Source organism: Wolbachia endosymbiont (group A) of Cydia amplana (genome assembly GCF_964028495.1).
Taxonomy (GTDB): domain Bacteria; phylum Pseudomonadota; class Alphaproteobacteria; order Rickettsiales; family Anaplasmataceae; genus Wolbachia; species Wolbachia pipientis.
The window spans coordinates 1-22,816 of sequence record NZ_OZ034792.1 but is presented as its reverse complement, the minus strand read 5'-3'; the positions used below and the strand labels follow the sequence as shown (position 1 = coordinate 22,816).

Here is a 22,816-nt window from a genome sequence, read left to right as displayed (position 1 = left end):
AAGTATAGTGTGTTACTAACGAAGGCAAACAAATATCTGCTTTATGAAAACGTTAATATTTTTCATTGAAATAATACATAAATACTAGAAAAACCTTGGCAGGTTATTCGCGTTTGATTATCATAGAGAATTATATAAATTAATAAATGATCTATGGCAAGTAACCCAGAAGAAAGAAATAGTGATAAACAAAAAGCGCTAGATAACGCAATAAGCCAGATTGAAAAAGCATTCGGTAAAGGTGCAATAATGAAGTTGAAGCAAAACCCTGTAGAAAAAATAGACACAATATCCACAGGATCAATTGCGCTTGATTCGGCTCTAGGTGTTGGAGGTCTGCCAAAAGGGCGTATAATTGAAATATTTGGCCCCGAGAGTTCTGGTAAAACCACTCTTGCCTTGCACGTGATTGCTGAAGCACAAAAAAAAGGAGGATCATGCGCATTTATCGATGCAGAACATGCATTGGATGTCTTATATGCTCGTAAACTTGGGGTAAGCACTGATGATTTAGTGATTTCACAACCAGACACTGGAGAGCAGGCGTTGCATATTGTTGAGTATTTAGTGTGTTCTGGTGCGGTTGATGTGATAGTTATTGACTCTGTCGCAGCATTAACTCCAAGAGCTGAAATTGAAGGTGATATGGGTGATCAACATATGGGGCTGCAAGCAAGGCTTCTAAGTCATGGGCTACGGAAACTAACCTCTGCCGTTTCAAAAGCGAACTGTATATTGATATTTATTAATCAAATTCGTATGAAAATAGGAGTAGTGTATGGAAATCCTGAAACTACCACGGGTGGAAATGCATTAAAATTCTATACTTCTGTAAGGCTTGATATAAGAAAAGTTGGTGTAATAAAAGACAAAGAAAATATTACAGGTAATGAAACAAGAGTTAAAGTTGTAAAAAATAAAGTTGCTCCTCCATTTAGAGAAGCGAAATTTGATATAATGTACAATGAAGGTATATCAAAACTCGGAGAAATAATAGATATGGGAGCAAAGCTTGGTGTGCTTGAAAAAGCAGGCGCTTACTATTCATATAACAACACACGTCTTGGGCAAGGAAGAGAGAATGTAAAAACTTACCTAAAAACAAACAAAGAAGTCGCAAATGAAATAGAAACGAAAATCAGAGATTTACTCAGAAATCATGATAATTCTATCATAATAGACGAGGATAGTGAGCAACTTTTAGAAGAATCAGTTTTCTGATCTAAACTTAGGCATTAGATTTTGTGTTGGACGGGTTGTTACAGTATGACGGTAATTCTATGTGCTAATATAACAATCTGTAATGTTACCTTGTATCAAAAAGACTTTGCTGAAGCAGTTAAAAAAAGCTTTTCATGAGAAATTATAAATGATAAATTGTTAACAATAGGTTATTGTTAATAAGATTATGTGTTTTGGTTTACCTAATATAAACAGGGAAGGTTATTCATTTATAGTAGTTTCCTTTATAGTAACGTGTATAGCATTCTCTATATCTTGGGGGTTTGGCGTTACGTGCTTGTTTCCGACATTATTGTGTACTTATTTCTTTCGTGATCCAGCAAGAGCTGTGCCAAACAATAAGAATCTTATATTAAGTCCTGCTGATGGTGTGATTTCAAAAATTGAAGAAGTTAATTATCCTTTATCAGCAGAAAACGGAGAGGAGAAGAAGTTTACGCTTGTTAGCATATTTTTAAGTGTTTTGAACGTCCATGTGAACCGTATACCAATATCTGGTACGATAAAGGAAATGAGTTATAAAAAAGGCAAGTTTGTATCCGCAATGAGCAATAGGTCTAGTAATGAAAATGAAAAGCAGGTTATTGTAATTGAATACGAAAAGGGGAAAGAAATTATTGTGGAGCAAATAGCTGGATTAATTGCACGTCGTATCGTTTGTAATTTAGGAATATCCCAGAACGTAAAAGCAGGTGAAAGGTTTGGAATTATAAGGTTTGGCAGTAGAGTGAATATCTATGTTCCTGCTGATACAGAAGTCAGAGTTTCAGAAGGGCAAACTGTTATTGGTGGTGAAACAATTATAGCAAACTTAAATAAGGAAAACGTTCAAGAGAAGCTTACTTTTGACGTTATATGAATAACGATGGAAGTAACAGTAGATTCTTACCTATTACTAAATTATTCCCAAACTTTATAACTTTATTGGGTTTATGTTCTGGTCTCACTTCACTTAAATTTACATTTAATGAACAATGGGAATTCTCAGTAATTTTTATCATCATTGCAGCAATAATAGATGGAATGGATGGCAGAATAGCTAGAATTCTAAAATCAACTAGCGATTTTGGAGCCCAGCTTGATTCTTTTGCAGATTTTCTAAATTTTGGTGCAGCGCCTGCATTTCTTTTGTATTTTTGGAAGCTAAACGAAATCAAAGTCATAGGTTGGATTTTAGTAATGATATACGTAATCTGCATATCAATAAGACTTGCAAGATTTAATGTTTCGCTACACTCAGAACAACCATACTGGGAAAAATTTTTCTTTTCTGGTGTTCCAGCTCCAGTGTGTGCTTTACTTTCTTTGTTACCAATAATTATTACCTTTCAATCTCATGAGAGTGAATACTTACTTCTCATAGAGCGATTTTTTAACACAAGAAACGTAGCTTGTTACTTTCTGGCCATTTCATTTTTTTCGATAAGTCACATTCCAACTTTCTCTGCAAAATATATTTATATTCCCAAAAGCCTATCCTATATATTTGTGTCATTTTTTGGAGTACTTATTGTATTTTTCATCAGTAAGCCCTGGATGACTCTACCAATTTTAGGTATAGTGTATACACTTACTATTCCAATAAGCATCGGGTTTTACATATATTTTACATATAAAACTCGTTAGCTAACAAAAAATAGAAAACTGCATGATTTTGAAGATAAGTGAACTATTAAATTCATTTCTGTATATAAAGATATTCAACATTCCATTTATAATTATTTGGGTAATTGCAACTGGAATCTTTTGTACTGCCCAGTTCAAATTCATTAACTTTAGGTTACTTAAATATGGAATACAGACGCTATTCAATCTAAAGTGTAATAACAGCAACAATGGCATAATCACTCATATTCAAGCGTTTGCAACAGTAATTTCAGGAACAGTTGGTCTTGGAACAATATCAGGAGTTGCAATAGCTATCACAATAGGGGGCCCAAGTGCAGTTTTTTGGATGGTAATTACCGGAATACTTGGTATGTCGATAAAGTTTGCCGAGGTGGTGCTTGCATTTACTTATCGCTCTGAAAATACAACTGGCGGGGCTTTTTATTACATGAAGTACGGGCTTGCAAAAATTGGATTTGCAAAAACTGGTAGATTTCTTGCCTTCACTTATGCGATTATGCTACTTATTGCAATGATTTTGGGCGGTATACCATTTCAAGCAAATCAAATAGCAGCACTATCAAATAACCTCCTAGAATACAACGCATCCATTATTATATCCCTGCTTGTCTTTATTGTAATATTGGGAGGAATAAAGCGCATTGCTTTCGTTTCAACGAGCTTAGCACCAATTATGATAGTGCTATATGTGGGTATGTGTATATATTTAATTTATGTAAACGGAAGTAATTTGCTGAATGCTCTATCCATAATATTCCAAGATATCTTCAATAAATCAGCTATAGGAAGCGGAGTATTGAGCGGATTAATAGCCGGAGTGAGAAGATCAGTGTTTGCTAACGAAGCAGGTACCGGAACAGCAGCTATAGCACATTCAGCTGTAAAAGAAGAAGATCCAATTAAAGTTGGGTGCGTTGCAATGATTGCACCACTTATAGACACAATATTAATCTCATTTTTGACTGGTATTGTGATAATTATCACTGGTATGCATAGCACTGATAACGTGGGTGATATTACACTAATTAGTTCGATATTTTCAACAGCTTTGCCCTTGTTCAGCAAGTTAGTTTTTCCGCTAATGATGTTTTCCTTTGCATTTTCCACAATAATAGCTTATTGTTACTACTGTGAAGTTGCTTTGCTGTATTTATTTGGTAGTAAAAAAATACTGATACCGTTCCAAATTCTTATAGTGGTTTCAGTGTATATCAGTTGTATGTCAAAGAATATAGAATTTATATCTTATCTAGGTGAGAGTTTGTTTATGTGCCTTATGATTCCAAATGCTGTTGCAATATATCTACTGAGAAGGGAAGTCTTGAGTACAATAGATTCCTATTACAATTCTAAAAGGTATTAAACATGACTTATAGATTACTTTGTATGGTGTTATTTTGTCTATTGTTTAATGATGCGCATGCTGCTTCAGGTTTTTACGAAAGTTATGACGCTGTGTTGAATGGAATAAATAACTTCATGAATGAAGTGCTGTTTTTCAAGATCCTTTACGTGCCATTTATAATCCTTCTACTAGTTTTTGGTTATGTGTTTCTAACATTACGTTTTGGATTTCTCAACATAAGAATGTTTAAGCATGCATTTGCTATTTTATGTGGAAAATATGACACGAATCACCATGATGGTCATATTACGCATTTTCAGGCATTTATGACTGCACTTTCAAGCACAGTAGGCCTTGGAACTGTTGCTGGAGTCGCAATTGCAGTTTCAATGGGAGGGCCAGGAGCGGTGCCTTGGATGATGATTACAGGTTTTTTTGGTATGTCAGCAAAATTTGCTGAGGTAACGTTGGCGTTTAGACATAGAACAGAAGATCAGGACCAATTGTTTAGTGGTCCCTTTCAGTATATAAGGAATGGTCTGGAGGAATTTGGATTTAAAAAACTTGGTATTGTGCTGGCTGCCATGTATGCAGTATTCTTTGTATTATCAGGTCTTGGTGGAAGTGTAGCGTTTCAAACCAACCAAATGGTTTCCATATTATCTGGCTATTCAAGTTGGGTAGATGGTCACTCTTGGTTTCTTTCTTCCATAATCTCTGCGCTGCTTGCTCTAGTGATTATTGGTGGAATTAAAAGGATAGCTAGAGTATCTTCTGCACTAGTGCCTATTATGTCACTTATATATATCTTTAGTTGTATTATTATTATTGCATTTAATATTCATAACCTTGGTTATACGTTGAAAATATTATTTTCCTCTATGATAGATTTCAATGCTGTTGGCGGAGGGATGGTAGGAGCATTTGTTGCTGGAATTCAAAGGGCAATCTTTGCCAGCGAAGCGGGTGTTGGTTCTGCTTCAATTACTCATGCAACAACTAAAGATGAAGAACCAGTAAGAACAGGGCTTGTTGCAATGATAGAGCCGTGTTTTGATACAATGCTCATTTGCTGTTTAACTGGAATAACGATAGTAATAACAGGTGCATACCAAACAGGTGTTGGTGAGGGAATATTAATTACTCAAAAGGCATTTGAGACAGTTTCTCCATGGTTTCCTATCCTTCTAACAGTAGCTGCTCCTTTGTTTGCATTTTCTTCGGTAATTTCATTTGTATATTGTTGTGAAATGGGGTGGCTATATTTATTCGGTGCAAAAAGTATAGTGATATACCGCATAGCGGTAATAATTGTGGCGTTTTTCTCTGGCCTTTCTAAAGATATAATGGTTATTGCCAATATCGGTGGAACTTTGTTCTCTTGTTTAGCTTTGATCAACATGACAGCGCTTATACTGTTTAGCAATCAGATTAACGATGAAGTTCAGTGCTACCTAAAAAGGCTGAGGAATAATAAAATTAATTAAATTTTGGCATATGAAGGTACAACAACAGATGTCATTTCAGTACCATCTTCTTGTTACCTCAGAACTCTCTCTTGTCATCCCAGTGCGTGACACTGGGATCCAGTCTATTTCATCATGGACATTATTTTTAAGATATGCTCCTAGAATCCGTTGTCAACTGCATAATTTGCAAATACTTTTATATCTGGATTCCAGTGTCAAGCACTGGAATGACACCCTTCTGGTACTCAGATGATACGAAAAGAAACGCTGGAACGACGTCGTTCAAGGCAACAAATTGCCTTCAAATTACAACAACTGTGGATATGATGGAGAGGTACGTAATCCTTATACTATCCTACATACTCGGTTCAATACCGTTTAGCTTAATCATTACAAGAATAAAAGGGATAAACTTAAGAGAAATAGGTTCAGGTAATATTGGTGCTACAAACGTTGCAAGAACAGGAAATAAATTTCTTGCTGCTTTGGCATTACTTCTGGATTCCTTTAAGGGATTTATTGCCGTTTATATAGCACAACAATTTTTTGATGATAATCTTTGTATATACATATCTGCAATTTTAGCAGTTTTAGGACACATGTTTCCTGTATGGCTAAAATTCAGTGGAGGAAAGGGCGTTGCAACCACTCTAGGGATACTGATAGCATTTAACATTGATATTACTTTAGTATTCGTAATAATTTGGATAATAGTCTTTCTTGCCTTTAGATACTCTTCCCTTGCTTCACTCAGTGCTACTTCAACGGCTGTAGCATGGTCCTTTTTTTTTCAGAGGAATTTGTTCTTAACATTACTAATTATAGGAGCACTAGTTTTCTTAAAGCACCACAGAAATATTGTGAATCTTCTGCAAGGTAAGGAAAATAAATTTTTATAAGCATGCTGACTCTGCTGCTATATTACTAACAGATACTTCATGCGAGAAACGACTTGAGACTACTTCCTCTACTTCTTTTATCATTTCTTCCATGCTTTTTCCACTTTTCTTACATGCATCATCAAGTGCTAATTTTAGCTTACGTATATCATTCTCTTCTAGCATCTTATTCATTTCTTTTTTCGTTATCTCTAATTTTTTTAGTAAGATGTTCTCCATTATCTCTCTTTCATCACCTTTATACTGGCTACTTAGTCTGCTATACGCAATGCAACACTTCTTTTCTCGTGGCAAGGCTGACAGATTTTGCAATGTAGCATCTACTTGAACTTCTATAGGGTTAACTTTCCTAGCCTTTTCAACAGCTTCTGACCTAAATTTCTCGACTTCTCCTATTATTATTTTGCTAGCTATTCTTTTAGCTTCATCCACAGATGAATCCTTGAGAGAAAAATCTGTCTTGAGTAAATTTTGGTTTAAAAGCTCTAGAAAAACTTTTTCTTTTATATCAGCACAACATCTTGTGTTTGTTTCTTGTGCAATATAAAAAGATAAGCGCTCATCCAAGAATTCTACTAACTTTATAGAACTAATATCTTTCATTAACATCAGCACAATTTGTTCACTATATTGAGAAGTGAAACTCAATAATTTTCTCATTAAAGGAATACTTACTTCTGAAATAAAATTATCAACTATCTTCTGACTTTCATCGTTAGGGTCATTCTGAGCTTTGTACCAAGCCTTAAGAATTTCTTTACTGTTTTTTTTGTTTTTTAACCTGTCTAACATGAACTTACGTGCTTCATTTTTTGCCTCTGAAATTGATATTTGCTGCGGAGCAGTAAATCTAATTTCTGGATCAGGATGAATACCCTCTAGTGTGCTTAACATTCTGTAGACAATACCGGTAAAACAGGTGTTAGGGATTCGCTCTTTTCTAGAGAAAGTTTGGCTATCAAGCAAATTTGTAATTAACGCGTCTTTTTTATTTTTTACAGCTTCTCTGTCTCCATCATTGCAGGCTTTCAGAACTAAAAGTAAAATCTGTCCACCTGTAAAGCCGGAGCTATGCTTTTGATCATCTTTGCAAAAGTCATTTAAAAATGTAATTACTCTTCCTTTATCCTCATCACTAAATTGACGATAATTAAGTTCATTTAAATCATTTATATATTCAATAAATTGCTTAAATTCTCTATCATTAATAACGTCTTCGGATACTTTTTCACCATACTTATCTTTTAATTTATCAATATTTTTAATGATATCATCATTTAATTGATGGGGCAGTAAATGTTCAAGCTTAACATCAAAACTATTAACCATACCACGTAAATTCTCTTTTATACCCTCCAAAAAGAAATTTATAGAAGCTTTAAGCAGCGTAAATGGGTTAAAATCTTTTGGTCTCAGTTCACTCTGCAATAAAACCAATAGCATTGTAAGTGGTATAGTTCCCAGTAACGAAATAAGCAAAAAAGTGGTAGTGAAAGTTAGATATGTTATAAAAGCAGAAAACAAGAGGAAGGCTGCTACCTTGATTGTATTGTTCTTAAAAAATATTTCCCAATATTCCCTTTTGCTCATCTTTTGCTGTTTTGCCGTTTTTATTTCTTTGTAGATATAAAGAGTTTTAATTTCAGACCTGAAGAATATAGTACCAAGAGAAAAAAGAACATTAACGGGATTAGTGATAATGCTTAAAGAAACAAAAGTTGCAAAATAACTAACAAACTTTAGCCTGCTAGATTCCTTTGAAGGAAATTGTATTTGAGAAATACCTATCATAGCTTACCTTCAACATCATTACACTTTAGTAATAGCATAATAATTTAAAACGTCAATGTTTAAGTATCTTATTATCCGCACATTCATCATACTCGATTTCAACTGTAGAGTGTGCTATTTCGAACTTATCTAGCAATATTTTTTTTATTTCATATAAAACATTGGTGTGCTGCACATTTTGCTTTATTTTAGCATGCATGGTAATTATAAAATAATTATCAGACAGCGACCATGTATGTATGTGGTGCACATCTATCACTTCAGGTAATTCTGATGTGATCTTACTTTTTATCTCTTCAGCAGATATACCCTCAGGTGTACCTTCAAGGAGTATATGGCAAGAATTCTTTAGAATTTTGTAGCCACTATTTAGAATTATCACACTAACAAATACTGATAAGATTGGATCTACTATTTGCCATCCAGTAAGCATGATAATTATGGATGCAAGTATAGCAGCTACAGAACCTAAGATATCTCCTATAACGTGTAGTACAGCACTTTTTATGTTTATATTGCTCTCGCATTTACTATGTAATATAAAAAAGACTATGATATTAGAGATCAGGCCAAGTGTAGCAATTATTAACATTACTTTCCACTCAACATTGACTGGAAAAATAAACCTTTTTATTGACTCAATTATAATGATTACTGCAATGAGGAATAGAGTTAAACCATTAACAAATGCTGCAATTATCTGCAACCGATGATACCCGTATGATCTCTGCAAATCGGATTTCTTAGCTGAAAACCTATGTGCTAACCAGCTTAAAACCAAGGCAAAGAGGTCAGTGAGCATATGCCCTGCATCTGATAATAGAGCAAGCGAATGTGAAATTATTCCACCTACTATTTCCATAAACATTGTTATCGCAACTATTATTATGGAATAGATTAAGCGCTTGGACTGCGCTGCTGAGTGTTTACCGTTATGCACTGCTGTCATATAAAATCTTTTCATGAACAAAAACGTGGGTAACACTGGGTTCGAACCAGCGACCGCTTGCACGTCAAGCAAGTGCTCTACCAACTGAGCTAATTACCCATCGTGGTTTTAGTATAGTGCTTTGGTGGAATGAAAGTCAATAAACCACTTTGCTTTTGTCCTTGTCCAATGTGATTCCGAAATATAGCTGTATAGAATTTCAGCCATATTCTAAATTTTACATATTAAGTTAACTATCTATACTTTATTTATTAAGATATAAATTATATTAATACAGGAATTTACGTTTTTTTTAGGGAAATTACTTTATGCTTGATATTTGAAGAGTTAATAAATTATAGGTTAGAATCATGGCAATCAATCAACAAGTAAATAAAAATATAACTAAAGAAGAATACTTCAACAATAACGGCAAAGGGTTTAATTCGCCACATGTTATAGAAGTTGAAGATTTAAATATTAAAGTAGAGGTTTATTCTCACAATTTAAGAGCAAGTAAAGTTGCTAACATTGAAAGTGAGATAAGAGAAACAGCTACTAGTTTTAAAGATACATTCAAGTTAGAACGCGGCAGTTCAGAACAAACATTTAAAATTTACATGTTTGATGACAAGGATGATTACACTCACCTTGGTGGAAGCGAGCGTTTCGGTTCTTACCTTGGAGACGAAGGTGGTAAATGTTACTACAAAGGGAAAGCTGATGTTTTTACTGAAATGTACGTCTACCAGCAAGGTGGCGTTCATAATCTTCAGCATGAATTTGCACATGGTTTAACTTACTTGGCTACAGGAGGCAAATCTTTACCTACAGTATTAATGGAAGGAATTGCAGATTACTTTGAGCATCATTCAGATCATAAATTCAATTCTCAAGGATCAAGTATTGACAAGACCGAAGCTGCAAATTTGGATTTAGATAAAATTTTAAGTTTAGAATACTCAAAGGACAGCGAAGCAAATAGCCTAGTTTATAAAACAGGTCATGCGTTGATAATGTACTTACAGGAAAAAGATCCTAGTTTATTAAGAGACTACCTAGATGCTTTACGTCAAGGTAACTCAGATGAGTCAAAAAGTTTCTTGAAAGACATAAAAGGACACGATACTGACTTCAAAAGTTGGCTTGCTGAGAATGATACAGAAACTGCAATGGAACATCTCAACGCTTTGCAAGTTACAAAAGGAGATTTCATAGCAACTGGTCAAGAAATAGTGGGTGGAGAAATTAAAAACGTATCCTACTATAAAGCAAATATAGAAAAAATGGATGGAGAAAACGTTGGAAGTTTTTCTCCTGTAGAACACGTTGCATTTTATGATGTTGCTCGTGCTATAAATAGGGCAACAAATGATACACTTGATATATCAAAGGAATATCATTTCCTCAAGGTAGTAAAAACTTCCGATGGACAAGATAAACTAACTTACTCTGACCAACAAGGTAATGAGTACCGAAACAGTCTAGAGTATAAAAATCAGGCTTTTAGAATGCTATCAAAGTATGATGAAAATTTAAAGAAAGCTTATGATGATGCATTAAAAAATCTGGATGAGCAGAGGCAAATGGAATATCCCAAGATAAATAAAGAATATAGCGAAGGGAAGATTTCTTACGAAGAGTATTCAGACAAATATTATTCAATTCCCTCCAAATATGAGGAATTAAAAAGTACCTTACTTGATGAAACCATAAACACTGGCTTAGAACAAGTAAAAGCGACTAAGAACATCGATGTAGAAAAGATGTTAGAAGAGATGATCAATATCGATTCAAACTTGATAAGAGGTACAAATCATATTGATCTACAAGAAGGTAAGATTTTTTCTATGCAAGCTCATGGTCAAGGAGATATGGGTGCACTGTCTATATATGACGGAAATACAAAGCTTGGAGAATTATTGAGCGAATCAGGATTTTTTAAGCAAGTTGAAGGCCAAACTAAAGAAACTTTCGTTTTTGAGGATATATTACACAACTTAAATGTTTCATACGAAGGCGGTGCTTACATGGCAGTTACAAAAGAAAATGGTCATTATAAAGCTTCCCTAATAGATGGCAGAACAGTTGAACGCGATGAATACTTTGATGAAGCGCATTTACATGAAAATGAATTGTTGCATCCTAGCACTGGACACATCCAAAAAGATTTAGATTCTCTGCTTCTTAGAGGTACCAAAATTTTGAATCATCAGGATTCAGAACATGCACAATATTCTGATGAGCAAAAGGCAAATGGAGTAATCGTGGAAAAAGGAAAATTACTGGATAATAAGGGAACAGATAGGACAGACGATGATGTATATGAAGCTGTCGTAAAGCAAGGAGACGAGCGCTTACATGAATTTAAAAATATGGGCTTTTATATTACCGAGAAAGGTGATCTATTTATTCATGACCATGGAGCAAATGTAAGGTTTCAACTACCACAAAGTATTACTCATCTAAAATTAGTGGAAAAAGACGGAGCATATAAGCTTGTTCCGGTGACAAAAGATGGTAATGAACATCCAATAGGTATGCCAAATATATCAGATGAATATAGATACATAGATCCAATATTTGCACATGAATATGAAAAGAGAGATTATTCCCATAAACATGTAAATGTGGGCCTTATAAACTTAGAGAAATATGGCTCTGGCAAACTTTTTGCTATAAAGTACGACCCAAATGATTACCACATACAAAGAAACTCTAGCGGTGAAATAGTTAGAATAAAAGATCAAACATATTTCACTAAAGTAAAATTGTTTGATGGCGACGAAGAAATTGGAATGTTATCTAATAACTTCCATAACTTCAAAGGTAAAATATTCTTTTCTGCTGACTACAACTACAGTTATAACGATTTCCTAGCATCTGTTTCTCCTCAAGTTGAAATTGAGGATATGGGAAATGGAAGTAAAAAAATAACTTTCGATCAAGGTAGTGGTGATATCGGTGATACTAATAGAGGCTACACGGACTATCAGAGAATATATACAAAAACCGAAAGTCCAAAAGGGCAAGTAAGTGAAACTAAGACAGAAGTTCATAGTACTACTAATGTTGTTGCACAAGCTGCTGAAGAGAAAACTGCATCAAACGACAATAGTGAAATGCAGTCTGACCAGCCACAAATTCCAACAAGGGCAAAAAGGTCAGCTTCAGTGGAGGAGAAAGAGCAAGAACAGGTAGTATTAAAAGACACAATTCTCAAAATAGAAAAGAGCTACGAGCAGGACTCAGAAGGGAAGCATAAGGCAAATGTAACGATAGATTATAATGATGTAAAAGCCTTATATGATAGAGCGGAAGGAGCAGAAAAGCAATCTGTGTTAGATTTTTGGAACAAACTGCACACATCAGAATACAAGGTTGGTGCTTTGCCGGAAGACAAATACTATTTTGAAAAAGGCAAATTCGTAATCCACGATAGTGATACGAAAAAGCTTATAGTGTTACCTGAAGATAAGGTGTCCATCAAGATAATGAAGGATGGTGATAGTTATAGTTTAGCTATATCAAGTGGTAATGGCAAAGTAATAAGCAGCATTAGTAAAATAGATAATCCAAATTACGAATTGCTGTCAGATTCAAGTCATTTCAATTCAGAGGAGCAAGATAATATTGTATTATCAGATCAACATCACGAATATAATCTTTATCTAGAGAATGGTTTTGTGAAAATGTTCGATTGCGCAAGCGATCACATTTATCACGACCACAACTCGGCCTATATCTAATACATACAAGGAGGGCAGTGCCCTCTTCTTGTCATTCCAGTGTCAAGCACTGCCGTCTTGGATGGAAACCAGCGTCACGCCCTGGAATGACAGGGTTTGTCATCCGAGTAGCCCCTTCGGTGTCATCCCAGTGCCCAGACACTGGGATGGCTTTGTTGCATCGCTACTTATGAAAGGCTAACTATAGTTAGGATTATAAGCAACCTATTGAAAATCTTGTTTTTTTGCAATCAATCTGATCAAATTTAAGAATAGTAATTTGTTATTTATATTAATAAATTTAATTCTATTGAAAATAGCTAAAGCATTGAAATTCTTGAATTTTAGCCAGATTAGTGAGTGGTAGTGAAATTTCTTTTACTCAAATTTAGGTATTCACTGACCGTTCTTGTTATAAATACCAGAATAATAAGCTACTGATATTCCCTATCTTTTTTATCTTTAATCCATCATAGCTAGCGATGCAACAAAGCCCACTGGGATCCAGAAAACTTAACTTTAAATAAGTGGCTGCATAATAAAGGCTGGATTCCAGACTGGAATGACATCATCTGCTACACACTTGAATGACAAGAGAAGAATTCTGAAACAACAAGTTTCAAGGAAATCTTATGTAAAATCTAACATTAACGAAAATTATACTATTTTCATGCATGCTATGGTTTTTGTAATTAATGGAGGGTGATATGGCATTGAGTGAAAAATTGAGTACAATAGATACAATAGAAAACCTTGCAACTAACAAAGATTTTTTAGGAAAATTGATAGTGGAACTCAATAAAGGTGCTAATGATAAAGGTATATATACTAAAAAAGGTGTGGATGATGAGTTGAGAAAGAAAGCTAATACTGCAGATGTTTACACTAAAAGAAATGTAAATGATGAGTTGGCAAAAAAAGCTGACAAGAATTACGTCGATGCTGAGCTAGGAGAGAAAGCTGGTGCAGCTGATCTAGCCAACAAAGCTAATACTGCAGATGTTTACACTAAAACTGATGCAGATACTGCTTTTGTCAAAGCTACAGAGCTTAAAACAAAAGCTGCAGCAAAAGATGTCGTGGATGCTATAATTGCTTCTACTGATTTTACCGATAAAGTATACACTAAAACTGATGCAGATACTGCGTTTGTTAAAACTGCAGATCTTGCAACAAAAGTTGCAAAAAAAGCTGTTGTGGATGCTTTAATACCAGAATTAGCAAAAGGTGCTGATGATAAAGGTATCTATACCAAAAAAGGTGTTGATGATGCATTTGTTAAAACTTTAGGACTTACAGATACGCTAAAAACAGAAGTAGTAAAACAGCCTGTTGTGGATGCTATAACTGCTTCTCCTGATTTTACAAATAAGGTATATATTAAAGCTGCTCCAGCCGATGAAGTTTACACTAAAACTGCTGCAGAGACTGCTTTTGTTAAAGCTACAGAGCTTAAAACAAAAGCTGCAGCGAAAGATGTCGTGAATGCTATATTTGATGCAAAAGACGGCGACAAATCAATTTTAGTGGATAAATTAGGAGGATTTCTTGATGCTACTGACACAGCGTATGGTGACAAAAATGATCAAACAGCAAAGGTGTTCTTAGGAGGTAAAGGGCTAAAAGGGGAGACAGGAGCCACTGGTCCTAAAGGAGCAGATGGTAAAAGTCCAACAGCTGCTGAAATAGCTGCTGAGAAAGCCTTACAAGAGCATGTAACAAAGATAAACATACAAAGTCCAGAATTTAAAAGAGCTGTGCAAGAGGAAATGTCACAACCGTATTTTGAGCCTCCAACAAGTGATGATGCTGCACTTAATTGGACTTGGTAATACAGCTTAGATCCAAGTAGTCACGCTACTTGGATGACGTCATATGGTCCTCTGATGACGGAAAAAGGACTCGGATAACACCCTACAATGTCATTCCAGCGCGTGACGCTGGAATCCAGCCTTTTCATAATCATTAAAATGTTGTATTTTAACATAAAACGGCTACTTTTATGCTTACCAACTTAATAAAATTCCTGGATCCCAGTGTCTGGGCACTGGGATGACACCCTACTAGCAGAAGTTACTCTCAAATGTTTGTTCATGTTAGCTACAAACATTAAGAAATTTACCAAACGAAAAAAGGCAAAAGAAGCCCTAGTCATTGTCTATTTTCAGTATTGGCGTTTTTTAAGTCTTAAACACTGCAATTTAGCTGCTTTTAAATGCAACTCATCTTAGTTTAAATGTTTAAGAAATTTACTAAGCAGAAAAAAAGGCAAAAGAAATCCCGTATTAGCTAGTTGTCACTCTCTAATCCTGCAAATTGGCGTGCTATACTGTCTTAAACGCTTTATAAGCGCGTTTCAGCTTATATAGGTAAAAACCCAGAAATGTTGTGAAGACGTAGGGTGCGCATAGTGCAAAAAATTAAAAATAAGACGCCAATTACGTAATACTGTTGTCGTTTAATCTGCACAGATTGAAGATAAATGAATACCTTCAGTTTCATGATAAGAGGGCTGGCGAAGGGTGTCAAGTAAGTTTTTTCGTTTCTACCAGCTACTTGGATGACACCACATAAATTAATAAATAGGAAAATTACTACAAATCCTTTCAACTTTAGCTTTTACTGCTTTTTCGACACTTGAGCTATTTCCGCTGATTAATCCTTGAATTACTTCATTTATTAGACCAGCTATCTCTTTAAAATTTTCTGCCTCAAGTCCGCGTGTTGTCTCAGCAGCGGTGCCAAAACGGAGCCCTGAAGTGATGGTCGGCTTTGCTGTATCAAATGGTACAGAGTTTTTATTACAGGTAATACCGGCTCTCTCAAGGCTATCTACAACGTCTTTTCCAGTTAATTTCTGCGATCTTAAGTCAACTAGCACTATATGAGAGTCAGTGCCACCGGTTATAATGTCAAGTCCATGCTTTTGCAATTCTTGAGCCAGCACTTTCGCATTTTCCACGACTTTCTTGCTATAAGTCTTAAACTCTGGTGCTAATGCTTCTTTAAATGCAACAGCTTTTGCAGCTATCACATGCATAAGTGGCCCGCCCTGCAATCCTGGAAAAACTGCAGATTGAATTTTTTTGTGTAATGCTTCATCATTGGTCATCACTATTCCACCACGAGGACCACGCAAAGTTTTGTGAGTTGTGGAAGTCATAACATGTGCATATTCAGCAGGGGATGGATATTCGCCCGCTGCAATAAGCCCTGCATAGTGAGCAATGTCTGCAAGTAAATAAGCACCAACTTTATCTGCAATTTCGCGAAAGCGTTTGAAGTCCATTTTTCTCGGATAAGCAGAAGCACCAGCTATGATCAATTTCGGTTTATGCTCCAGCGCCAGCTTTTCTATCTCATCCATATCCAGCAAGTAAGTGTCTTTATTCACTGTATATTGAACTGACTTAAACCATTTACCAGAAAGGCTTGGTGCCGCACCATGAGTTAGATGCCCACCGCAATTCAGTGACAATCCAAGTATCGTATCACCTGGAGCAAGTAGTGAAGCAAACACTGCTTGATTCGCCTGAGAACCAGAGTGAGGTTGAACGTTTGCAAATTTTACACCAAACAACTTACAAAGTCTCTCTATAGCCAGACTTTCAATTTTGTCCACATGCTCACAACCACAGTAATATCTTTTACCTGGATAACCTTCTGCGTATTTATTAGTCAGAAAAGAGCCTTGTGCCTCCATTACCGCTTTGCTTGCAAAATTTTCTGATGCAATTAATTGCAATTGTGATTTTTGGCGTTGTAATTCTTTTTCTATAGACTGATAAACCTCGTTATCAAAAGACTTTAAACTATTTTTAGAGCCACAGATTTTTTTTAAAACACTCATCATAGATCAAACCTCGCTTTAATTTTAAGATGCACAAGCAATTTTAAGACTGCTTATCCTGCTTTTTTAACCATAAGAGCCCAAAAACAGCTATCAGCAAACATACAGGAATAATAGATGTTGCTTTTATCAGCAATTCAGCACTATACACAGGATTTCCTTGTATCACTGTCCTATCCCAACACAAATCTATTATTTTTGCGATCCCAGTGTGAAAAAAATAGCCAAAAACCATGACTATCATATTTGACACAGCTGTAGTTAATCCTATTAAGTTATTATTTACATAACTTAATGCTTTGTACAGTGTTACTATTTGATATCCAGAAGCGAAACCTATAACAAGAAGTGCAGGCAATACAATATACAATCCGCCAGCCTGTGTAAAAAGTAAAAGGAAACTAGCAATCATTGCAAAGGAACAGACAATAATAACTTCATAATGTCTATTTGGATATTTTTCTAATATGTGAGCAAAAGAGAGCAATCCAGCTGCAAATCCTACATATATAACAGAAGAAATTGAAGACGCTAGATCACCGGCCATTTGATATACCTCACATAAAAAAGCTTTTGTCCAAGCATCAGCAAAACCTTCTAGTGGACCTACCATTAAGCCACCAAAAAAACTAATTAGAATGATATATTTATTGAAAAGCACAGTTTTTAGATCCTTCATGCTAATTTTTTCTTTTCGAAAGTTGTAAGCATTGTAAGGAATAACTAAAAATAAAGATAAAGCGAGTAAGAAACCAAACCCTGAAAGAATATAAATTACATAATTCCAACCAAACTCATCAAGCAAAAGTTCTATTGGTAGACCACCATATATTGCCCCTAATAGCCCTATAATAACAGATATGCTTGCCATTTTTGCTGATTTTTCTCGCGAAAAATACATACTGGCAACTTTAAATACTCCTATTACTGACGCAGACGAGCCAATCCCAACAATTATTCTACCTAATACTGAATAATACCACTCATCAAAGCACACAAGAGGTAATGTTCCAATAGACACCAAGACAGCACAAATAGGTAAAACAATTTTTGGACCGAATCTATCAAAACAAAGACCAACAGGGATATGAACTAGTGTAAATCCCACATAGTAGAGACCATTAAATTGCCCTAAATCTGCAATGCTTATATTAAATTTTGTTATTAATACAGGCGCAATTATGTTTGGCATGACACGTAACACATACTGGTATGCATAGAAAAGAGATACTATCAACCATACAAAAAAATTACTTTTCGACATACCTACCACCTAATAAAACCCAATTACAATTAAAACAAAAATATCAAAGTAAAATAAAGTATTATATTTCATAATAACAAGAGCCTTAAATTAGTACATCTAACGATTTTATCATACGAGCCTTCGATAAATTATCTACTTATTACAATCAACTTCTCTAAAATCTTTATTTTTTAACCATAAGAGCCCAAAAACAGCCACCAGCAAACATACAGGAATAACTGATGTTGCTTTTATCAGCAATTCAGCACCATACACAGGATTTCCTTGTATTATTGTTCTATCCCAACACAAATCTACTATTTTTGCGATCCCAGTGTGAAAAAAATAGCCAAAAACCATAACTATCATGTTTGACACAGCTGTAGCCAGGCCTACTAAGTTATTATTTACATAACTTATCGCTTTGTAAATGGTAACCACCTGATATCCAGATGTGAAGCCAATAATAAAAAGCGTAGGTAATACAACATACAAGCCACCAATCTGAGTAAAAAGCAAAAGAAAACTAGCGATCATTGCAAATGAGCATGCAATTATTACTTCATAATGCTTATTTTTATATTTTTCCAATAAATAAGCCAAAGAGAATGATCCTATTAACATTCCTATCAATATTACGGAAGAGAGAGAAGATGCCAAGTCTTCATTCATTTTATATACTTCAAAAAAGAATGCTTTCACCCAACCATCGGCAAAACCTTGCATTGGACCGACCATGAGTCCACCAAAAAAGCTAATTAGAATAATATGCTTGTTGAAAAGTATGTTTTTTAAGTCTCTAATGCTAACTTTTTCCTGTTGAGCATTGCTTTCAGGCGTTACTAAGAACAGCAACAGAGCAAGTAAACACCCAAATGCTGAGAATGTATAGATAACATAATTCCAGCCAAATTTATCGAGTAAGAAGTCTAAAGGTAACCCGCCACATATCCCTCCCAAAATTCCTATAATTATAGATAAGCTGGCCATTCTTGCTGATTTTTCTTGCGCAAAATACATGCTTGCAACTTTAAAAAGTCCAATTGCTGAAGCGGATGACCCAATTCCAACGACTATTCTGCCAAGTATTGAATAATACCACTCATCAAAGCATATAAGTGGTAATGTTCCGGTAAATGTTAAGATAATACAAATAGGCAAAACAAATTTTGGCCCGAATTTGTCAAGAGCAAGACCAATAGGTATGTGAGCCAGCGTATAGCCTACATAGTATAACCCACCAAACTGGCCAACATCTGTAATACTTATGTTAAATTTTGTTATCAATTCAGGCGCAATTATGTTTGGAATTACGCGTAATATATATTGGTATGCATAAAACAGTGACGCCAACAACCAGATTAAAAAATTCCTCTGCAATACTTTACCCCAAAGCTAGTGTTATAGATACTCTGTTTATAGAAAACAATATTTTTATGAATACTTATTTTAATTTACCGGAATTTTATACAGTTGAACTCATAACCAACATAAGTAGTTTATGCATTAACTAAATTTTCCAGGTTCAAGTTTGGATGATGGAAAAAGTTCACTTTTTCTATTTTTAAAAGAGACCTTTTATTTTACTTATAATTTTTTCTACCATATCTACAACTGGCTCATGAATAAGGTATATAAAAAAAATTACACCACAAATGATAAGTATATTTATGATTTTACCCTTATTCATCTTTATCTTGAGCTTCACTTTTGTTACAAGATCCATTTTATTTATGTTTTTATTTCATGCTGACAATTATATCTTAAATACCATAATTTTCAGTAAAATTTGACTTCAGAAGTATTCTATTAATTCAATATTAACCTTTTTATGTGTAAAATAGTTAATATAATATTAAAGCAGGCTGATGAATATAAGCACGATAGATAATACGCTGCAAAATTACATAACAAAATACATTGAACAAACATTCGCTACACACGTGCTAGGCAATAGATACGACAAATTGTATAGGAAACTTCTAAGTGGTATAGAAGAGATAATAAAGCTTGCTGTAAATGAAGCAAAACACTACGATGAAAATTTAGAAGATCTATATAACGATTCAAGATTTAATAAGAAATTTATTCAAGCTGTTGCTAAACATCAGGTGTTGGAATTTTTAAATACTTATCCGAAAAGAAAAGAAATTGTTGCAGAATTTTACAATGAACATCACATTAACGAAAGTGATTTAAAGACTCTGGAAAAGGGGAAAGATTTAGTAAATAAAATAAATAACATTAACTTACTGCAACAAAATGAAAAAAATGAGGAATTCAATATTAGAAAGACACTTGCTCAATCAATAAAAATGCCTTCCATAGAAAAACACAAATTAGAGCATTCAAGATAACCTTAGTGAATATTTTTGACGCGGTGAAATGGGTAATTAATGGATAGTCTATTTCATTTTAACTCCTGGCACGCTTTAGTAATACTATCACATCCAATTTCTAATTGTTCCTGAGAGGTTGCATAAGAAATTCTGATAAAATTTTCTAGACCAAATGCAATTCCTGGAACCACAGCAACCAAATGATCTCCCAGTAAGTATTCAGTAAAATCTAAATCATTATTTATTATCTTACCACTTTTTGTGCTTTTACTGAGCAATCCTTCACATGAGACAAATAAATAAAACGCACCTTGTGGAACAGACGCTGATAATCCCGGGACAGAATTTAGCTCTTTCACCATAAAATCTCTACGACTCTTAAAAATCCTTGTTCTTTCTTTCAAAAAACTATGATCACCGTTTAATGCTGCTGCTGCTGCTGCTTGTGCTATCGAATTTGGATTAGAAGTGCTTTGAGACTGCAGCGTAGAGATAGCTTTTACCACATCACTTCTACCTGCAATATACCCTATTCTCCAGCCTGTCATTGCATAGGCTTTTGATACTCCATTGACTACAAAAACTCTATCATAAAGCTTCGGCTCAACCTGAGCGATAGTAAAAAACTTTTCGTCGTATATTATATGCTCATAAATATCATCTGTAACGACATTCATATGTGGATATTCAAGCAATATTTGTGCTATGTCTTTCAATTCATCACATGTGTACACAGCTCCTGCAGGGTTGTTCGGTGAGTTAAGAATTAACCATTTAGTTTTTTTAGTTATCCTGCTTTTCAATAATTCCGCTGTCAGTTTAAAATTTTGTTTGCATTCTACTACAACTGGCAAGCCGCCAAAAAGACTTACCATATCAACATATGAAACCCAATAAGGAGCTGGAATAATAACTTCATCTCCAGAGTTAATTGTTGCCATGAACAAATTGAATAACACCTGCTTAGCACCTGTACCAACACAGATTTGGTTAAGCGTGTACTCGAGGTTATTATCCTTTCTTAACTTATTAATTATTGCTTCTTTCAGCTCACGCGTTCCATCAACAGCAGTATATTTAGTCTTACCTTCACTTATTGCTTGAATAGCTGCTTTTTTTATATGATCTGGAGTATCAAAATCCGGTTCTCCTGCAGCTAAAACACAGATCTTTTTTCCTTCATTTTTCAACTTATTTGCCTTATCAGTTACAGCAATCGTAGGTGATGGTTTTATTAGGAACATTCTTTTTGCAAGGTCTGACATATTTTACTGAAGCTAAATTTAAATGATAAACCCCGTACAACAAAAAAGCTAGGAATTTTGTGTATTGTATTAGTAGCTTTTTACCAGGTTTACCAACGCAGCAATATTTTCAACTGGAGTATCAGGGAGTACTCCATGTCCGAGATTAAATATGAAGGGTAAATCTCTAAAGCAATCTATTATACGTTTTGCTTCTTTGATTGCTTCCGTTTTATTATAGGCTAAAAGATTAGGATCAAGGTTTCCTTGTAGAGGGATGTTTAGATTCGCTTTCGCCCATTTTATTGGAACATTATAATCTATACTTACTGCAGATACACCTGTTTGTTCGCAGTAATCTTTATAAAGATTTCCAGCAGACCTTGGAAAACCTATTATTGGAAAATCAGAAAATCTATCCTTTATTGCCAAGATAATTCTCTTTGTTGGTTCGATAACATATTCTTTAAACAATGGTTCCGATAACGCACCAGCATTACTGTCAAATAGCTGAATAACATCTGCTCCAAATTCTATCTGTTTAATTAGATAAATAATCGTTACTTCCGTTATTCGTTCAATTATTTCCTTCAAACACGAAGGATAAAAATTTAATACTTTGGAAAAAGTTTTGCTGCTCCCACCTTCTATGATGTATGAGGCTACTGTCCATGGTCCACCAGCAAATCCTATGAGAGATTTTTCTTTTGGTAATTGGCTTCTGACTTTTTTTATAGCGTTTAGAATTGGTAAGGTTTTAGTTTCAATTTCTTGTGGACCCTTCAATTCCTTAGGACTTTCCACGGGTTTTATTATTGGACCTACACCGCGTACGAAATTCACGTCACAACCCAAAACATCAGCTATTATTAAAATGTCTGAAAAAATTATCGCCGCATCCATGTCAAATCTTGTCACCGGCTGTAACGTCAATTCTGTCACTAAATCTGTGTTGTAGCATATCTCCATAAAATTATTCATATTTTCTACTGCTTTGCGGTACTCAGGAAGAGACCTGCCAGCCTGACGCATTAGCCAGATAGGCACTCTTCCACCCGGCTCATTTCTCTTAATAATTTTCGCTATTGTTGTTTTGCCGCTTTCCA

The 22,816-nt window shown here is 34.8% G+C and carries 17 protein-coding genes and 1 tRNA gene; 10 read left to right on the top strand and 8 right to left on the bottom strand.

What is annotated here, in order from left to right; genetic code table 11:
• Positions 1-153 precede the first annotated feature (153 nt).
• The 6 genes from recA to plsY all read left to right on the top strand — a co-directional run bounded on the left by recA (position 154) and on the right by plsY (position 6,584).
• Complete coding sequence (recA, locus tag ABWU40_RS00090) at positions 154-1,221, top strand: recombinase RecA (protein ID WP_010963008.1); 1,068 nt, start codon at positions 154-156, stop codon at positions 1,219-1,221.
• A gap of 187 nt (positions 1,222-1,408) precedes the next feature.
• Positions 1,409-2,101: a phosphatidylserine decarboxylase gene (locus ABWU40_RS00085; protein ID WP_007548750.1), complete on the top strand. Its 693-nt coding sequence runs from the start codon at positions 1,409-1,411 to the stop codon at positions 2,099-2,101.
• Positions 2,098-2,868, top strand: coding sequence for a CDP-alcohol phosphatidyltransferase family protein (locus ABWU40_RS00080; protein WP_015589351.1), 771 nt, complete (start codon positions 2,098-2,100; stop codon positions 2,866-2,868). The genes ABWU40_RS00085 and ABWU40_RS00080 overlap by 4 nt, the downstream gene beginning before the upstream one ends.
• A gap of 22 nt (positions 2,869-2,890) precedes the next feature.
• On the top strand, positions 2,891-4,234 hold the full coding sequence (locus ABWU40_RS00075) for an alanine/glycine:cation symporter family protein (protein WP_141457294.1): 1,344 nt from the start codon (positions 2,891-2,893) through the stop codon (positions 4,232-4,234).
• 2 nt (positions 4,235-4,236) lie between these two features.
• Entirely contained in the window at positions 4,237-5,703 is a 1,467-nt protein-coding gene (locus ABWU40_RS00070; protein WP_353279185.1) for an alanine/glycine:cation symporter family protein, read from the top strand.
• Positions 5,704-6,011: 308 nt separating this feature from the next.
• Positions 6,012-6,584, top strand: coding sequence for a glycerol-3-phosphate 1-O-acyltransferase PlsY (gene plsY, locus ABWU40_RS00065; RefSeq protein ID WP_015589348.1), 573 nt, complete (start codon positions 6,012-6,014; stop codon positions 6,582-6,584).
• Here the strand turns inward: plsY and ABWU40_RS00060 are convergent.
• From ABWU40_RS00060 to ABWU40_RS00050, 3 genes are all read right to left on the bottom strand, one after another.
• A complete protein-coding gene (locus ABWU40_RS00060) occupies positions 6,579-8,375 on the bottom strand; it encodes a hypothetical protein (protein WP_015589347.1) in 1,797 nt (598 codons plus the stop codon). The genes plsY and ABWU40_RS00060 overlap by 6 nt on opposite strands.
• Before the next feature lie 52 nt (positions 8,376-8,427).
• Positions 8,428-9,324 carry a cation diffusion facilitator family transporter gene (locus ABWU40_RS00055; protein WP_015589346.1) on the bottom strand — a complete coding sequence of 299 codons (897 nt, stop codon included), beginning with the start codon at positions 9,322-9,324 and terminating at the stop codon, positions 8,428-8,430.
• A gap of 26 nt (positions 9,325-9,350) precedes the next feature.
• Positions 9,351-9,423: transfer RNA gene (locus tag ABWU40_RS00050), tRNA-Val, on the bottom strand.
• A 251-nt stretch (positions 9,424-9,674) separates the two neighbouring features.
• Between ABWU40_RS00050 and ABWU40_RS00045 the strand changes: the two genes are divergently transcribed.
• The 3 genes from ABWU40_RS00045 (at position 9,675) to ABWU40_RS00035 (ending at position 14,863) form a co-directional block, all read left to right on the top strand.
• Positions 9,675-13,052: a peptidase M2 gene (locus tag ABWU40_RS00045; RefSeq protein ID WP_353279184.1), complete on the top strand. Its 3,378-nt coding sequence runs from the start codon at positions 9,675-9,677 to the stop codon at positions 13,050-13,052.
• Positions 13,053-13,069: 17 nt separating this feature from the next.
• A complete protein-coding gene (locus ABWU40_RS00040; protein ID WP_153296799.1) occupies positions 13,070-13,225 on the top strand; it encodes a hypothetical protein in 156 nt (51 codons plus the stop codon).
• A gap of 513 nt (positions 13,226-13,738) precedes the next feature.
• The gene (locus ABWU40_RS00035) at positions 13,739-14,863 is read left to right on the top strand and encodes a collagen-like protein (RefSeq protein ID WP_353279183.1); all 1,125 of its coding nucleotides are present in this window, start codon (positions 13,739-13,741) and stop codon (positions 14,861-14,863) included.
• 743 nt (positions 14,864-15,606) lie between these two features.
• On the opposite strand, the gene glyA is transcribed toward ABWU40_RS00035, so the two are convergent.
• The 3 genes from glyA to ABWU40_RS00020 all read right to left on the bottom strand — a co-directional run bounded on the left by glyA (position 15,607) and on the right by ABWU40_RS00020 (position 19,507).
• Positions 15,607-16,884 (bottom strand): serine hydroxymethyltransferase, encoded by a 1,278-nt coding sequence (gene glyA, locus ABWU40_RS00030; protein ID WP_015589344.1) that lies wholly within the window; start codon positions 16,882-16,884, stop codon positions 15,607-15,609.
• Between the two features lie 40 nt (positions 16,885-16,924).
• The gene (locus ABWU40_RS00025) at positions 16,925-18,145 is read right to left on the bottom strand and encodes an MFS transporter (RefSeq protein ID WP_141457298.1); all 1,221 of its coding nucleotides are present in this window, start codon (positions 18,143-18,145) and stop codon (positions 16,925-16,927) included.
• A gap of 135 nt (positions 18,146-18,280) precedes the next feature.
• The gene (locus tag ABWU40_RS00020; RefSeq protein WP_353279182.1) at positions 18,281-19,507 is read right to left on the bottom strand and encodes an MFS transporter; all 1,227 of its coding nucleotides are present in this window, start codon (positions 19,505-19,507) and stop codon (positions 18,281-18,283) included.
• A 488-nt stretch (positions 19,508-19,995) separates the two neighbouring features.
• On the opposite strand from ABWU40_RS00020, the gene ABWU40_RS00015 reads away from it, so the two are divergent.
• Complete coding sequence (locus tag ABWU40_RS00015) at positions 19,996-20,484, top strand: hypothetical protein (protein WP_015589341.1); 489 nt, start codon at positions 19,996-19,998, stop codon at positions 20,482-20,484.
• Positions 20,485-20,537: 53 nt separating this feature from the next.
• On the opposite strand, the gene ABWU40_RS00010 is transcribed toward ABWU40_RS00015, so the two are convergent.
• Together ABWU40_RS00010 and hemE are read right to left on the bottom strand one after the other, a co-directional pair.
• Positions 20,538-21,731, bottom strand: coding sequence for a pyridoxal phosphate-dependent aminotransferase (locus ABWU40_RS00010; protein WP_015589340.1), 1,194 nt, complete (start codon positions 21,729-21,731; stop codon positions 20,538-20,540).
• A gap of 69 nt (positions 21,732-21,800) precedes the next feature.
• Positions 21,801-22,742, bottom strand: coding sequence for a uroporphyrinogen decarboxylase (gene hemE / locus ABWU40_RS00005; RefSeq protein WP_410529792.1), 942 nt, complete (start codon positions 22,740-22,742; stop codon positions 21,801-21,803).
• Positions 22,743-22,816: the final 74 nt, after the last annotated feature.

Excerpts from the sequence above, each read along its gene's own strand:
- recA (WP_010963008.1), top strand. The coding sequence starts at position 154 with ATGGCAAGTAACCCAGAAGAAAGAAATAGTGATAAACAAAAAGCGCTA.
- ABWU40_RS00085 (WP_007548750.1), top strand. The coding sequence starts at position 1,409 with ATGTGTTTTGGTTTACCTAATATAAACAGGGAAGGTTATTCATTTATA.
- ABWU40_RS00080 (WP_015589351.1), top strand. The coding sequence starts at position 2,098 with ATGAATAACGATGGAAGTAACAGTAGATTCTTACCTATTACTAAATTA.
- ABWU40_RS00075 (WP_141457294.1), top strand. The coding sequence starts at position 2,891 with ATGATTTTGAAGATAAGTGAACTATTAAATTCATTTCTGTATATAAAG.
- ABWU40_RS00070 (WP_353279185.1), top strand. The coding sequence starts at position 4,237 with ATGACTTATAGATTACTTTGTATGGTGTTATTTTGTCTATTGTTTAAT.
- plsY (WP_015589348.1), top strand. The coding sequence starts at position 6,012 with ATGGAGAGGTACGTAATCCTTATACTATCCTACATACTCGGTTCAATA.
- ABWU40_RS00060 (WP_015589347.1), bottom strand. The coding sequence starts at position 8,375 with ATGATAGGTATTTCTCAAATACAATTTCCTTCAAAGGAATCTAGCAGG.
- ABWU40_RS00055 (WP_015589346.1), bottom strand. The coding sequence starts at position 9,324 with ATGACAGCAGTGCATAACGGTAAACACTCAGCAGCGCAGTCCAAGCGC.
- ABWU40_RS00045 (WP_353279184.1), top strand. The coding sequence starts at position 9,675 with ATGGCAATCAATCAACAAGTAAATAAAAATATAACTAAAGAAGAATAC.
- ABWU40_RS00035 (WP_353279183.1), top strand. The coding sequence starts at position 13,739 with ATGGCATTGAGTGAAAAATTGAGTACAATAGATACAATAGAAAACCTT.
- glyA (WP_015589344.1), bottom strand. The coding sequence starts at position 16,884 with ATGATGAGTGTTTTAAAAAAAATCTGTGGCTCTAAAAATAGTTTAAAG.
- ABWU40_RS00025 (WP_141457298.1), bottom strand. The coding sequence starts at position 18,145 with ATGTCGAAAAGTAATTTTTTTGTATGGTTGATAGTATCTCTTTTCTAT.
- ABWU40_RS00015 (WP_015589341.1), top strand. The coding sequence starts at position 19,996 with ATGAATATAAGCACGATAGATAATACGCTGCAAAATTACATAACAAAA.
- ABWU40_RS00010 (WP_015589340.1), bottom strand. The coding sequence starts at position 21,731 with ATGTCAGACCTTGCAAAAAGAATGTTCCTAATAAAACCATCACCTACG.
- hemE (WP_410529792.1), bottom strand. The coding sequence starts at position 22,742 with ATGCGTCAGGCTGGCAGGTCTCTTCCTGAGTACCGCAAAGCAGTAGAA.